Origin of the sequence: Paenibacillus macerans, assembly GCF_050565405.1 — a bacterium.
In the GTDB taxonomy this organism is placed as follows: Bacteria; Bacillota; Bacilli; order Paenibacillales; family Paenibacillaceae; genus Fontibacillus; species Fontibacillus macerans_B.
In genome coordinates, this window is record NZ_JBNYYG010000003.1 from 72,778 (window position 1) to 87,869 (window position 15,092).

13 protein-coding genes are annotated in these 15,092 nt (G+C 53.9%); all 13 read left to right on the forward strand.

Annotated features, from left to right (window positions below; genetic code table 11):
- The 13 genes from murG (at position 1) to pgeF (ending at position 15,084) form a co-directional block, all read left to right on the forward strand.
- Complete coding sequence (gene murG / locus ACQ4N8_RS03750; RefSeq protein WP_430702984.1) at positions 1-1,122, forward strand: undecaprenyldiphospho-muramoylpentapeptide beta-N-acetylglucosaminyltransferase; 1,122 nt, start codon at positions 1-3, stop codon at positions 1,120-1,122.
- Between the two features lie 201 nt (positions 1,123-1,323).
- Positions 1,324-2,229, forward strand: coding sequence for a UDP-N-acetylmuramate dehydrogenase (gene murB / locus ACQ4N8_RS03755; protein ID WP_430702985.1), 906 nt, complete (start codon positions 1,324-1,326; stop codon positions 2,227-2,229).
- 16 nt (positions 2,230-2,245) lie between these two features.
- On the forward strand, positions 2,246-3,526 hold the full coding sequence (gene murA, locus ACQ4N8_RS03760) for a UDP-N-acetylglucosamine 1-carboxyvinyltransferase (RefSeq protein WP_430702986.1): 1,281 nt from the start codon (positions 2,246-2,248) through the stop codon (positions 3,524-3,526).
- Positions 3,527-3,644: 118 nt separating this feature from the next.
- Complete coding sequence (locus ACQ4N8_RS03765) at positions 3,645-4,412, forward strand: cell division protein FtsQ/DivIB (protein WP_430702987.1); 768 nt, start codon at positions 3,645-3,647, stop codon at positions 4,410-4,412.
- Positions 4,413-4,812: 400 nt separating this feature from the next.
- A complete protein-coding gene (ftsA, locus tag ACQ4N8_RS03770) occupies positions 4,813-6,066 on the forward strand; it encodes a cell division protein FtsA (protein ID WP_430702989.1) in 1,254 nt (417 codons plus the stop codon).
- 57 nt (positions 6,067-6,123) lie between these two features.
- Positions 6,124-7,254 (forward strand): cell division protein FtsZ, encoded by a 1,131-nt coding sequence (gene ftsZ / locus ACQ4N8_RS03775; protein ID WP_430702990.1) that lies wholly within the window; start codon positions 6,124-6,126, stop codon positions 7,252-7,254.
- A gap of 299 nt (positions 7,255-7,553) precedes the next feature.
- A complete protein-coding gene (spoIIGA, locus tag ACQ4N8_RS03780; protein ID WP_430702991.1) occupies positions 7,554-8,576 on the forward strand; it encodes a sigma-E processing peptidase SpoIIGA in 1,023 nt (340 codons plus the stop codon).
- Positions 8,577-8,594: 18 nt separating this feature from the next.
- Positions 8,595-9,317, forward strand: coding sequence for an RNA polymerase sporulation sigma factor SigE (gene sigE, locus ACQ4N8_RS03785; RefSeq protein WP_430702993.1), 723 nt, complete (start codon positions 8,595-8,597; stop codon positions 9,315-9,317).
- 65 nt (positions 9,318-9,382) lie between these two features.
- Complete coding sequence (sigG, locus tag ACQ4N8_RS03790) at positions 9,383-10,165, forward strand: RNA polymerase sporulation sigma factor SigG (protein ID WP_044479270.1); 783 nt, start codon at positions 9,383-9,385, stop codon at positions 10,163-10,165.
- 122 nt (positions 10,166-10,287) lie between these two features.
- Positions 10,288-11,118, forward strand: a complete 831-nt coding sequence (locus ACQ4N8_RS03795; protein ID WP_430702994.1) for a MerR family transcriptional regulator — start codon at positions 10,288-10,290, stop codon at positions 11,116-11,118.
- A 138-nt stretch (positions 11,119-11,256) separates the two neighbouring features.
- Complete coding sequence (locus ACQ4N8_RS03800; protein WP_430702995.1) at positions 11,257-13,203, forward strand: FAD-dependent oxidoreductase; 1,947 nt, start codon at positions 11,257-11,259, stop codon at positions 13,201-13,203.
- A 189-nt stretch (positions 13,204-13,392) separates the two neighbouring features.
- Positions 13,393-13,704: a YlmC/YmxH family sporulation protein gene (locus ACQ4N8_RS03805; RefSeq protein WP_430702996.1), complete on the forward strand. Its 312-nt coding sequence runs from the start codon at positions 13,393-13,395 to the stop codon at positions 13,702-13,704.
- A 528-nt stretch (positions 13,705-14,232) separates the two neighbouring features.
- A complete protein-coding gene (pgeF, locus tag ACQ4N8_RS03810; protein ID WP_430702997.1) occupies positions 14,233-15,084 on the forward strand; it encodes a peptidoglycan editing factor PgeF in 852 nt (283 codons plus the stop codon).
- Positions 15,085-15,092: the final 8 nt, after the last annotated feature.

The window sequence follows — 15,092 nt, forward strand, 5'->3', positions numbered from 1 at the left end:
ATGCGCGTCGTACTGAGCGGCGGCGGAACCGGGGGGCACATCTATCCGGCGCTGGCCGTCGCAAGCCAATGCGCCACGGAAATACCCGGCAGCGAATTTTTGTACATCGGCGGCCAACGCGGGCTGGAAAGCTCGCTGGTGCCGAAGCAGGATATTCCGTTTGAAGCGATCGACATTACCGGCTTCCGCAGGAAGCTGTCTTTGGATAACGTGAAAACGGTCATGCGTTTTCTCAAGGGGGTTCGGGCCTCCAAGAAGCTGCTTAAGGAGTTTAAGCCCGACGTCGTCATCGGCACGGGCGGATACGTGTGCGGCCCGGTCGTGTATGCGGCAGCCAAGCTGGGCATTCCCAGCATCATTCACGAACAGAACGCCATTCCCGGCCTGACCAACCGCTTTCTGAGCAAATACGTGTCGACCGTGGCCGTCAGCTTCGAGGGTTCCGGTTCCGCGTTCCCGGCGGCGCGAAACGTGGTGTATACGGGAAATCCGCGAGCGACCACCGTTTATGCGGCCGACAAGAACAAAGGCTTCGATACGCTGGGATTGCCGCGGAGCAGTTCCGTGGTGCTGGTTGTCGGCGGCAGCCGGGGAGCGAAGGCGATCAATGAAGCGATGGTCGAGATGGCTCCGCTGCTTCGGCAATCGGAGCATTTGCAGTTCGTTTACGTGACCGGGGACAGTTACTATGCCTCGACGGTCGAAGCGATTCGGGCGAAAACGGGAGAACTTCCCGGCAATTTGCAGGTGCTGCCTTATGTGCACAATATGCCGGAGGTGCTGGCCTGCACGTCCCTGATCGTGAACCGCGCCGGGGCTTCTTTTTTGGCGGAAATCACCGCATTGGGCATTCCGGCGATATTGATTCCTTCGCCCAACGTAACGAACAACCATCAGGAGAAAAACGCACGCACGCTGGAGCGGGCCGGAGCGGCTGAAGTGATTTTGGAGCCGGATTTATCCGGCCGCAGCTTGTACGCCTCCGTTGAGCGGATCATGAACGACCTTGCGCAGCAAACGTCCATGTCGTCGGTTTCGCGCGGGCTGGGTAAACCGGACTCCGCCCATTTGATCGTCGAAGAGCTGCGCCGACTGGCTCAAAGCGGCGGGCAGCGCGGTTGATTGCCGAAGGCGGGGGACGGTCCCGGGTCTGGGCGATTGTCACACTCTTCGTGAGGAGGGCATAAGATACCTTATAATTCGTGACAACCAAACGGAGCGGCAGGGCAACATCGATTGCTCCGATGGACCCGTGCAACCGGCACGCCCCTTAAGCTGCCGGCCTGCAGGTTTCCCGCCATACAAGTCAAGGAGGGTTTTACGATGCAGCAGTGGATATCGAATTTGACCAGGCTGGGCTTCGGCGAGGTTTTGCCGAACGAGCCGATGTCAAAATATACAACATGGAAAATCGGCGGCCCCGCTGACGCTATGATCGTACCGGAGAATACCCGGCAGTTGACCGAGCTGATCCGGCTGCTTCGTGAGGAGCAGGTTCCCTGGATGGTGGTCGGCAAAGGCTCCAATCTGCTAGTTTCCGACAAAGGGATACGGGGCTGCGTAATCCGGCTCGGTTCCGGGCTGGAGCAGATTGCCTTTGACGGCGCGGAGGTTGCCGCCGGTGGAGGCGCGTCCTTCGTCAGACTAAGCATTATGGCGGGCAAAGAGGGATTGACCGGCCTGGAATTTGCCGGAGGCATTCCCGGTTCGGTTGGCGGCGCCGTCTACATGAATGCCGGTGCTCATGGGTCCGATGTGTCACGTATATTCAAATCCGCTGACATTGTTCTGGAGACAGGTGAAATGGTAACGTACACGGCGGAGGATATGAAGTTTGCCTATCGGCATTCCGTCCTGCACGAGCGGCGCGGGATCGTGGCGAAGGCACGCTTTTTGCTTGCTGCCGGCGACAGACTGGAGGTAGCGGCCGCCATGGCGGCTTATAAAGACCGCCGCCGCAAGACGCAACCGCTGCAGCAACCGTGCGCGGGCAGCGTCTTCCGTAATCCGCCGGGAGATCATGCAGCAAGACTCATCGAAACGGCGGGGCTCAAAGGGATGAAGGTCGGAGGGGCCGAAGTATCCACGCTGCATGCCAATTTCATCGTCAATACCGGGCAAGCGACAGCAGAGGACGTTCTTGCACTCATGGAGCAAATCAAGGCCATCATTGCGGACAAATTCGGCGTAGCATTGGTGCCGGAGGTCTACTTCGTGGGTGAACGGTAAACTCGGAGGTGATACATTGGACAAATTGGTGATCGAAGGCGGGAGACCCCTATCAGGAACCATTCGTATCCATGGAGCGAAAAATGCCGCACTGCCGATTCTGGCGGCTAGTTTGCTGTCGGAAGGGAAAGTGCAACTTCGAAATGTCCCCCGCCTGCTCGATATTGATGTCATGTTGGGCATTCTCGGTCGTCTGGGTTGCAGAGCCGTCCATCTGGGAGATACGGTGACCGTCGATACGGGAAGTGCGGATTCAAGCCATGTACCGGAAGATTTGATGAGACAGATGCGGTCTTCCATATTTTTGATGGGGCCCTTATTGGCCAGGTTTGGGGAGGTATGCATTTACCAGCCGGGCGGCTGTGCGATCGGAGAACGCAAAATCGATCTGCATCTGAAAGGACTCGAAGCATTAGGCGCGAAGATCGAGGAGTACGACCAGCAGATTTGGTGCCGGGCCGGGAAATTGATCGGCAGCGATATTCATCTTGATTTCCCCAGCGTGGGCGCTACCGAGAATATCATGATGGCCGCGGCCCTGGCGGAAGGAACGACCGTGATCACCAATGCGGCGCGGGAACCGGAAATCCAGGACCTGCAAAACTTCTTGAATGCGATGGGCGCCAGCATTATGGGCGCGGGAACCGACACGATTACGATCCGGGGCGTTGAGCGGCTTTACCCTTGCGATTATGAGATTATCCCCGACCGGATCGTAGCCGGCACCGCCTTGATCGCCGTAGCCGCCACGCGTGGCAGCGTGACGCTGACTCACAGCAATCCGGCTCACCTGGTCTCGCTGCTGCATGTGCTCAGAAGGGCCGGTGTTCAAATCGGAGCCGCAGATGATATAATAACGATAAGCAGCGCGGGCCGTCCCAAAGCGGTAGAGCGGATCGTTACTTCGCCTTACCCTTCTTTTCCTACCGACTTGCAATCTCAGGTGATGGTGCTCTTATCGTTGGCCGATGGACTTAGCGTGATGAAAGAGACCGTGTTTGAGGGCAGATTCAAGCATGTAGACGAATTGGTCCGCATGGGTGCCGACATCTCGGTCGATCTGAACTCCGCGTTCATTCGCGGCGTGCCCCGGCTTTACGGCGCTACGGTGGAAGCTACCGACTTAAGGGCAGGAGCCGCGCTCGTCATTGCGGGCTTGGCGGCCCAGGGCAAAACGGTAGTCGAGCAGGTGCATCATATCGACCGCGGCTATGACCGGATCGAAAGCATGTTTCAGCGTTTGGGAGGCGCGGTGCATCGTGAAACTCCCGCCATGAAACAGCTGGATTTGGCTTGAGGTCGGGTTTCAGCGAATTGCTTCTTACCTTCATATGCTTTGGCCTTTAGATCGTCCCCTCCCCTGGAGGGGATAAAAGGCTTTGTAATACTTATTCAGAAAGTTGCGGAGAAATGACATGCCAAAAGCGAATGTTCCTGTATTAAAGGAGCCTACACCGAAAAAGAAAAGCGGCCGAAAAATCAAGGTGATCCTCATCCTGCTGTTCCTCTCTTTGCTGTGCGTGCTTTTTTTTCGTTCATCCTTAAGCAAAGTCTCCGTCATTACCTTTCAGGGCAATACGTATACGACGGACGACGAACTGCTGAACGTCACCGGCCTTAAGCCGGGGGCCCCGTTTTTCGCCATCAGCTCCGAGCATTTGGAGCGCAAGCTGGAGGAAATTCCGTCGGTGGAGCGGGCGACGGTGAACAAGACGTTCCCGGGAAACGTCGAGATCCGCCTGCAGGAATATCCTATCGCGGCCTATGAACTGACCGGCGACGGCAAGTTGCATGGATTACTGGCCAATGGAACGAGAATCGAGATGATGAACGACTCGATGCCGGTGGACAAGCCCATATTAACGGGATGGAGCGCAAACGACGAGAGCCTGGTCAAACTCTGCCGAACGCTGTCACAAATCCCGGGTGAGCTCACCGCAGACATATCCGAGATCGTGCCTTCGCCAACGCTGTCTTATCCTGACCGGATCAAAATGTACACAAGATCGAAATTCGAGGTCATCTCGGCGATTTCGTTGCTGGCCCAGAAGGCCGAATACTTGAACGAGATTTTGCAATCGCAGGACCCCGGAAGGCTGACCATGCTCGACGCCGATTTCTATGTGCCGTACGAATCGCCGGAGAACGAAGACGAAGGGCAAAATGATACTACTCACGAGTGAAAAACAATGTTAAAATACATTTTATGGGCTAGTTGCCTATCTCCCTCTTTTTTCTTCTGATTTTTGCGTGTGGCAAGAGGCTAGTTCCGCATGTTTCAGGTACCTAATGCCTAGTTCTATGTAAAAGTTGGAAGCCAAAAAATTTGTAGAAAAAAGAGGGAAAGATTAAAAGGCGTTGAATAAGTAGAGAGTGCATCTAACAGTGCGTGTTCAAAAAGCCGGCTTTTCAGCACCGTGAAGGTTGGATGAAGCTAGAGGCTGAGCAGCGGAGCGTAGGCGAAACCTACGTGCGCAACGGAAGTCTCGGCTGAATGCAAGATCGTGATCGAAAGATGACTTTTTGAACTACCTCTAAACATGGGAAGTATATTTTGATGGGGAAATAGGAGGTGCCAGGGGCTTGAGCAACAATGACATCATTGTTAGTTTGGACATCGGTACATCCAAAGTTCGTGCTATTATTGGGGAAATTAGTAATGGAACCTTTAATATTATTGGGGTTGGATCTGCCGACTCGGAAGGAATTCGAAAAGGCGCGATTGTAGATATTGACCTGACGGTCCAGTCGATCCGCAGCGCTGTGGATCATGCGGAACGGATGGTAGGTATTCAAATATCGGAAGTTTATGTCGGCATTTCGGGAAATCAAATCGGACTCCAAACGAGCCACGGGGTTGTAGCCGTACAGAATGAAGACCGCGAAATTGGCGAAGACGATATCGACCGTGTACTCAAGGCGGCCGAGGTGATCGCATTGCCGCCGGAGCGCGAGATTATTGATGTGGTGGCCAAGCAGTACGTAGTGGACGGGCTTGAAGGAATTTCGGATCCCCGGGGCATGATCGGGGTTCGCCTGGAGGTCGAAGCAACGATCGTTACGGGGGCGAAAACAGCGATCCACAACCTGCTTCGCTGCGTAGAGAAATCCGGGCTGAAAGTCCGGGAACTCGTTTTGCTCTCGCTTGCCTCAGGTCAGCTTGCTTTGTCCAAAGACGAGAAAACCATGGGTTCCGTGCTGGTGGATATCGGCGCAGGTTCCACAACGATCGCTGTGTTCGAAAGCGGCACGATCGTGGCGACATCCACGCTTCCGATTGGGGGAGAATTTATAACGAACGACATTGCTTACGGACTCCGGACGCTGACGGATCAAGCGGAGAAGGCCAAGCTTAAATATGGCTGCGCTTCGATTGAGGACGCGGCGGCGGACGTAACCTTCAAGGTGACGCGGATCGGCAGCAATGTAGACAAGGAATTTACGCAGGAGGATTTGGCGGCCATCGCGGAGCCTCGCGTGCAAGAGATTTTCCAGCTGATCCGCCAGGAAGTGAAACGCCTTGGGTATAGTGAACAACCGGGAGGCTACATCTTGACGGGGGGGACGGTTTCCATGCCGGGCCTGCTTAAGATTGCCCAAGACGAACTTTCCGCATCCGTGCGGATCGCCGTTCCGGATTACATCGGGGTTCGCGATCCCGCCTTTACCGGCGGCGTCGGCATTTTGTACAAGGTCATCAAAAATATCCGCGTACGCAACAACAGTTCCGGTCCTAAAAAGGCGGCGGGCCGGAGCAAATCCCCGGTGACCCAGGAAACCGCACGGAAGACAGGCCTGATGGAACGCCTGAAAAACTTATTCAGCGAATTTATATAGTTGGTTCTGGGATGATGAACGGGCCATCCATGCATATTGAGGGGGAGATGGAAGAGTATGTTGGAATTTGATTTCGAAATGGAGAGCTTGGCACAAATCAAGGTCATCGGTGTTGGCGGCGGCGGCAGCAATGCGGTAAACCGGATGATCGAAAACGGCGTTCAAGGCGTGGAATTCATTACGGTGAATACGGACGCCCAAGCGCTGCATTTGGCCAAATCAGAGCATAAATTGCAGATCGGGGACAAGCTTACCCGCGGTCTGGGAGCCGGCGCCAATCCGGAGGTCGGCAAGAAAGCGGCGGAAGAATCCCGTGATTTGATCGCCAATACGCTGAAAGGCGCGGATATGGTATTCGTTACCGCCGGCATGGGCGGCGGCACCGGTACCGGCGCGGCCCCGGTCATTGCCGAAATCGCCAGAGAATGCGGCGCGCTTACCGTTGGTGTCGTTACACGGCCTTTTACCTTTGAGGGACGCAAGCGTTCTTCGCAAGCCGAACTAGGCATTGAGGCTTTGAAGGAAAAAGTCGATACCTTGATCGTAATTCCTAACGATCGTCTCTTGGAAATCGTCGATAAGAAGACGCCGATGCTGGAGGCTTTCCGTGAGGCCGATAACGTCCTGCGTCAAGCCGTGCAAGGCATCTCCGATCTGATCGCGGTTCCGGGCCTGATCAACCTCGACTTTGCGGACGTCAAGACGATCATGACCGAACGCGGTTCGGCCCTGATGGGAATCGGCCTGGCGACCGGCGAGAACCGCGCGGCCGAAGCAGCCCGCAAAGCGATCATGAGCCCGCTGCTCGAGACTTCCATCGAAGGCGCTCGCGGCGTGATCATGAACATAACCGGCGGCGCGAACCTGTCCCTCTATGAAGTGAACGAAGCAGCTGAGATCGTCATTTCCGCTTCCGATCCGGAAGTCAATATGATCTTTGGTGCAATCATCGACGAGAACATGAAGGAAGAAATCAAGGTCACGGTCATCGCGACGGGTTTTGAACACAAAGGTTCGGTTCATTCGTCCCGCAAACCGACGGCTTCGGCTCCTGGCGTTCCAGGCGCGGTCGAAGCCCAGGATTCCCGTCAGGCTTCGACGCTGAGACCTTTCGGCAATCAGCCGAGCGGCGACCAGTTGGACATTCCGACATTCCTTCGCAACCGTTCCCGCAACAACAACGAATAGCGTTTAAGACGTCACGTCTTCCCCAAGACCTTGACCCTGCATGGGACAAGGTCTATTTCTTTTTTTCGCGAGAGTGCGCTCGGCTCCCAATTCTACCCAAGCAGTTTCGGGATTGCTCTACTAAGACTCTATTGCTTTCTTGGAACCGTCCGAAACTTCGTCGGCCGGTTTATTTATCTTTCCTTGGGCGGCAAGGGGTTTCCTTAGGTCGACAAAATTAGTGGGATTCTACTTTCAATTTTAGACAGACTTTATAGGCGGTTCTATTTATACTGATAACCATCTCCCCAGGCAGGTGAATGCCGTTGGTTGTCTATATCGATCTCATATTTGCGATGAACCTATTGATCGACGCAAGTTTGTTGCTGGTAACGGCATGGATGCGAAAGCAAAAAGTCATCATCTGGCGGGTGGCCGTCTCGGCGGCGGTTGGAGCTCTTTATGTCGTCATGATGTTTTTACCGGAATTGGGATTTATGTTTACGTTCCTGGTAAAGTTTCTTTTCTCTGTCGTCATGTTGTGGATCGCTTTCGGGTTTGGAAGCTTACAAAACTATTTGCGCAATATGGGAGCCTTTTATATTGTCAATTTTGCGGCGGCCGGCGGGATTCTGGGTATTCATTATTTGCTGCAGGACTCCGGAGAAATCTGGAGCGGAATTTGGTATTCGGCATCCGGCGGGTTAGGGTTTTCGCTGAAAATAGGGTCGTTGTTTATGCTAGTTTGCTTCTTCGCCGTTTTGCTGTGGTTTAAGCGGGTTGTTTCGGCGCGCCGGAGGCAAGAAAGGATCAGCTCTTTTTTTGCGGACGTCGAGGTTTGTATCGGAGATTCGTCCGTGAGCTGCACAGGGCTGATTGATACCGGCAATCAACTGACCGATCCGCTCAGCCGATTGCCGGTAATGGTGATGGAGGCCTCGCTGTGGGAAAAGATTCTTCCCGCGTCATCCCGGGGGAAATTGGCGAATGAGCGAGCGGACAACCTTATCCTGGAATGGACGGAGGCGGGGGACTTTCCCTGGCCGGAGCGTTTGCGGCTGGTGCCGTACCGGGGGATCAACAAAGGCACGCAGTTTATGCTGGCGTTGAAACCCGATGAAGTGATAATCAGGCTGGAGGGGCGGGAGCATCGTTCCGCGAAGGTGCTCGTCGGACTCGATGGGGGACGGCTATCGACGGAAGGGACCTATCGGGCTATCGTGCATCCCGTATTGGTAGAAGGGACGGAATCGGCGCCAACGCCGCCGGAAGGCTCTTCCGGCTTCCCTCCGATAAGGGAAGCGGGAGAAAGCACGGACTCCATCAGTAAAACGGGAACGTAATATGGGAGGATAGAAACCATGCGTGTAAAGTGGAAATTGAAGCTGCAACTGCAGTACTACCGGTTGCTGTTTATTTTTGGACTAAAAAGCGAAGAAATCTATTATATCGGCGGAAGCGAAGCGCTGCCGCCTCCATTGACGCGCGAAGAAGAAGAATATTTGCTGCAGCGGCTGCCCAGCGGGGACTCCGCGATCCGGGCTATGCTGATCGAGCGCAATTTGCGGCTCGTCGTCTACATCGCCCGAAAATTCGAGAACACCGGCATCAATATCGAAGACCTCGTATCCATCGGGGCGATCGGGCTCATCAAAGCGGTCAATACCTTCGATCCGGAGAAAAAGATCAAGCTGGCTACGTACGCCTCGCGCTGCATCGAGAATGAAATTCTGATGTATTTGCGCCGCAACAGCAAAATCCGCACCGAAGTCTCCTTCGACGAGCCGCTCAACATCGATTGGGACGGCAACGAGCTGCTGCTCTCCGATGTGCTTGGCACGGAGAACGACACGATTTACCGGAACATCGAAGAGCAGGTAGACCGGAAGCTGCTCCATAAAGCGCTCGACAAGTTGACCGAACGGGAACGGATGATCATGGAGCTGCGATTCGGCCTTGTGGACGGCGATGAGAAGACGCAAAAAGATGTCGCGGATTTGCTGGGAATTTCCCAATCGTACATCTCGCGGCTGGAAAAACGGATTATTAAGCGACTGCGGAAGGAATTCAACAAGATGGTTTAAGCGGAATAAAAATGCAGTCCGGGGAGATACTGTTCATTAGTTTCTCCTTGGGAGGTTAAGACACGATGACCCGAAACAAAGTCGAAATTTGCGGCGTCGATACCGCAAAATTGCCCGTTCTAACCAATGCGGAAATGCGTGAATTGTTCCACTCTTTGCAGCAGGACCACGTAAGATCAGCCAGAGAAAAGTTAGTGAATGGCAACCTGAGACTCGTGCTGAGCGTCATCCAGCGATTCAACAATCGAGGGGAGTATGTGGACGACCTGTTTCAGGTGGGCTGCATCGGACTCATGAAAGCCATCGATAATTTCGATTTATCGCAAAACGTTAAGTTTTCCACCTACGCCGTGCCGATGATCATTGGAGAAATCCGGCGCTACCTGCGGGATAACAATCCCATTCGCGTCTCCCGAAGCCTGCGCGATATCGCCTACAAAGCCTTGCAAATGCGCGACAGCCTGACCAACCAAAATTCGCGCGAGCCCACGATCTTTGAAATCTCGGAAGCGTTGGGCTTGCCGAAGGAAGACGTCGTGTTTGCCCTCGATGCCATCCAGGACCCGGTATCCCTGTTCGAGCCGATTTATCATGACGGCGGCGATCCGATTTACGTGATGGATCAAATCAGCGACGACAAGAACAAGGATGTGTCCTGGATCGAAGAAATCGCGCTCCGGGAAGCGATGCAGCGGCTGGGACGCCGTGAAAAAATGATTTTATCGATGCGTTTCTTCGAAGGAAAAACGCAGATGGAGGTCGCCGATGAAATCGGCATCTCCCAGGCCCAGGTGTCTAGGCTCGAGAAATCCGCCATTTTACAAATGCAAAAACATGTGAAGTCGTAGTATACGGTCCCTGAGGGGGCCTTTTTTTATGTGAATAACGCCATATCGTAACGATTCGGGGCCTTGTATCATTAAGATGTCAAAATGAGGTTCGGAACTCGTTAGCATGGTGGAGGGAGAACATGAAATATTGTATAGGCGAATTTTCTTCATTGCTGGGGATTTCCAGGGATACGCTGCGGTTGTATGAGAAGCACGACATTGTCAAGCCGGTGAAGGATCACCACAACAGCTACCGGTATTTTAACGATCTGGATGCGCGGGATTTGCTCATGAGCCGCTGGTACCGGAGCCTGCAGATTCCTCTGCAGGACGTCGCCGGACTGATCAAGGACTCCTCCCTGAACGTGATTTTGGAGAAAATGGAGGACAGCAGGCAGCAACTGGAGGCGGAAATCCGCAGAAGCACCATGCTGTTGCATAAGCTTGAGGAACTGAGCAGGGAGATCCAAGGCCTCGAGAGCAGCTTGAATCAATGCCAAATTAAGCGCAGACCCGGTTTGTACCGGCTAAAACAGACGAACAAAAACAGCCTGCTGAATACCAAGGGCCTCGAGGGCACGGTAAATGCCTTAATGGAGAGGCTGCCTTACACTTTTTATTGCTTCCGCATCGAGCAAGAGATCTTTGCAACGGATACGTCCAATTTGGAATACAGCTGGGGGCTGACGATTTCCGAAGAGGATGTGCAGCGGCTTGGACTTAAGCTGGACGAGCATTTGGAATACGTTCCACCGTCCCGATGCGTCTCGGCAATCCTGTTGTCGCCGAACGGCGAGCATTTCACCAAGGAATCGCTGCGGTTCATGCTGGATTATCTGGATGAACACAGCCTGAGCCTATCCGGCGACGCCACTGGCAGATTGCTGTTATCCGAAACCCGGGACGGCGTCAAGCGCTCTTATCTGGAAATGCATATCCCGTTTGAACGGGAAAAGGAAGAGTCCGCTTGAACCCAGCGGTCACTCTCTTGACCTTGGTGCCGCACCAAGGTTTAAACTTCTCCTTGAAGCCTATTCTTGTCGTCCTATATGTGAAAACAATCACATAAATTAGGCAGGCTTCAATAAGCAGTAGGGGGAGAAGAGTAAATGCGCAGCAAAAGATTCAACAAAATGCTCATGTTATCCATCTGCATCGTGCTGGTAGCTTCCATGTTCGGCTGGGGCGTTCAATCCGGCAAACAATTGGGGGCAGGGCCGTCGCTGGCATCGGCGGCATCCGCGTTCAAAGCGGGTACATACACGGGCGAAGCCGAAGGGAAAGATGGCACCGTCAAAGTGGAAGTGACGATGGAGAAGGCCAATCAAATCAAGGACATAAAAATCGTCAGCCAAAGTGAAACGGAAGGGTTAGGCGACTCCGCTCTGCAAAAAATCAAAGAGCAAATCCTGGCCAACCAAACGCTGGCCATTGATGCCGTAAGCGGCGCAAGTGTGTCGAGCGACGCCCTGTTGACTGCGGTGGAGAACGCCGTGAAAAAAGCGGGCGGCGATTTAACCGCCTTGAAAGCCGGCAGCGTCAAAAAAGCCGGAGAAGGCAAGACGGAAAAGCTGCAAGCTGACGTCGTCGTCGTCGGCGCAGGGGCCTCCGGCGTATCGGCGGCGGTTACTGCGGCGGACAAAGGCGCGAAGGTCATCATCATCGAAAAAACCGGCGTCATCGGCGGTGCCAGCAACCTGTCGTGGGCAGGCAAATTCTACAACTCCTCCGCCGCGGTCGCAAGCGGGTTAAAGGTGAATGTGGAGAAAGAAATCGCCGACTGGATCGTCAATAATCACTGGCGGGTGGATGCGGCGAGCGTACGCCAATACGTCACCAAATCCGGGGACACCTATGATTGGCTTAAAAGCAAAGGTTACGTTACGACCTTCATGAACTTCGGCGGGGAACAGCTTCATATTCTGCCGGCTTATGATACCCGCGAGCAAACGCTGCGCAAAATGCTGGCCGCTTCGGTTGAAAAGAACGGCGGAAAAGTGTTGACCGAAACGACTGCGAAAAAGCTGATGACCGGCTCAAACGGAGCCGTTACCGGCGTTGTAGCGGAAAAAGCGGACGGAACCACGCTGGAAATTTCCGCGAAAAGCGTCGTCATGGCGACGGGCGGATACGCAGGCAATAAAGAGATGGTGAAAGAAGCTTTCGGCTTTGAGGGCGTCAACGGCGGCCTTGGCCAAAACATCGGCGAAGGTTTGAAAATGTCCTGGGAAGCCGGCGCGAAGAAGCCCGACAACTTCGGCGGACAAATGTTGCACCAAACGCTCGCCAGAGCGACCGGCGATCTGAAGAAGGAATATTCGTCCTTTGAGGCCAGCTATCCTCTGATGCTGAGCTATCTGCCGACGCTGATGAACGTAGGACCGTCCGGCGCGAGATTCAGAGACGAAACGGCGACTTTGACAGCGGTAGCGGCGGCCAATACGAGCGCCTTCAACGGTCCTTATCACCTGGTCATCGTTTCGAAATCACAGTTGAAGTCTTTGGAGGCCAAAGGCATGAGCGGCATCAAGGCACCGAAGCTTCCGGGGCTTCCGCCGGAATTCTACGCGGATTTCACCGACAAGTTTAAGCTGGACACCCCGTGGAAAGACGTCGAAAAGGTGTTCGATTCGATGGTGAAAAACGGAGACGGATTCAAAGGCAACACGATCGAGGAATTAGCCAAAAATGCCGGCATGGACGCGGAAGTGTTCAAGGATGCTTTCAATAAGTATACTCAAGCTACCAAATCCGGCGTAGACACAGAGTTTGGCAAATCCAAGGATTATTTGCTGCCGATGGGCGACGGCCCGTATTATGCGATCATTGCCGAAATCAACAACCTGGGTTCGGTTGGCGGCCTGCTCGTAAATCCGAAGTTCCAAGTGCTTAACGATAAACGGGTGCCGGTCAAAGGCTTATACGCGGTAGGCCTGGAATCCGAGGGCGTATTATTCAACGACACATACGTCGGGAACGGCGTAGGCATCGGTTATTCATTCACCTCGGGACGCTTGGGCGGCGAAAACGCAGCTGCGGGCGCATTGGGGAAATAAAATAAACGACTGGTCAAAAGAGGCCGCTCTTATCGGATCGACGACGATCCGAGGAGCGGTCTCTTTGTCCATATTCTCTTTTCCCGTGACCCAGGCGCATGTGCGGAAAATCTCGATCATATAGTAAAAGGACGGTACAATCAGGCTGGACGGGGGCGGGATTATATGGACAATGTGGTGAGGGCGAGTATGAAAATTTCCGATTTCCAGACGAAGGACGTCATCAACGTGGTGGACGGCAAGCGGCTCGGGAATATCAGCGATCTAGAGCTGGATTTGCGGCAAGGCGTCATCGAAGCGATCGTCGTTCCCGTAGGCGCGAAATTCATGGGGTTGTTCGGCGGCGGCAGCGATCTGATCATTCCCTGGAAGAACATCGTGAAGATCGGTTCGGACGTCGTCCTGGTCAAAATGGAGGAACTTCGCGAATCGAGGGTCCAGCCAGCATACGAGACCCCGGTTTATATCGACCGAGACGGCCGGACGGAACGGCGGGGTTAGGCAGGGACAAGGATAAAATTTGTGGTAAACTGAATGAAGGTGAGAAAGAAATTAAAGAGTCGGTTTATCGGCACGAAGAGGATTTTGGCGAAATTTACGGTGCTTCATGAATTCGCTTCATGATCGAAAGCCGATTTTTTAATCACCGTATCAATAAAAATTAAAGAATCGGGTTATGAGCACCGAGAAGGTTGAATGAAGCTAGGGACTGAGTAGCGGAGCGTAGTCGAAGCTACGTGAGCAACGGAAGGCCCGGGTGAATTCAAGATTCGATGCTGAATAAACTTCATGAGTCGCTTCGTGATCGAAAGCCGATTTTTTAATCACCGTATCAATAAAAATTAAAAAATCGGGTTATGAGCACCGAGAAGGTTGAATGAAGCCAGGGACTGAGTAGCGGAGCGTAGTCGAAGCTACGTGAGCAACGGAAGGCCCGGGTGAATTCAAGATTCGACGTCGAATAAGCATCATGAATCCGCAACGTGGTCGAAAGCCGATTTTTTAATCACCATAGAAAGGGGATGGATGATGGAACCGTTTGTAAGGAATCCTAATGACCAACTGCCGGAACGCTTTGAACTGCAAGCCTGGGCCGGCTTGATGCCCGGGATACACGCCGGGTTCACAGGAAGGGGCGGAGGCGTTGGCGGGCCGCCGTACGAATGCTTGAATTTGGCGTATCATGTCGGAGACGATCCGGAGCTCGTGCTTGAGAACCGTAACCGCTTGGCCCAGTCGCTAGGTTTTGCTCCGGAAGCCTGGACCTGCGGGGAGCAGGTGCATGGGAAGAACATCGCCGTGGTACGCGCCGAGGACCGGGGGCGCGGGCATCTTGACCGCAGCAGCGCTTTTCCGGAAACGGACGGGTTGGTGACGAACGTTCCGGATGTGCTGCTGACTTCCTTTTATGCGGATTGCGTGCCGCTTTATTTCGCCGATCCCGAGAAGCGCGTCGTCGGTTTGGCCCATGCGGGCTGGAAAGGCACCGTTCAGTTGATTGCCGCGGCGATGGTCGAAGCGATGGAACGGGAATTCGGCAGCCGCCGCAGCGATATCCGGGGAGCGATCGGTCCAAGCATCGGCGAATGCTGTTATGAGGTAGATGAGGCGGTCATGGGGAAAGTGCGCGAGGCGTTTCCGGTTAACGTGGGGGACGCTGAGGGGGGGGCCTATTTTTCCGGGTCCGCCAACGAAGGGAAAACGATGCTGAACTTGAAAGAAATGAATCGAATCATTATGATTAAAGCAGGAATATTGCCGACTCATATCGAATGTACAACTTGGTGTACAAGCTGTCATCCGGAGACTTTTTTCTCCTACCGCAAGCAGAACGGCGTGACGGGAAGGATGGCAAGCTGGATTGGCATGAAAGAGAGGTGATCCTTTCT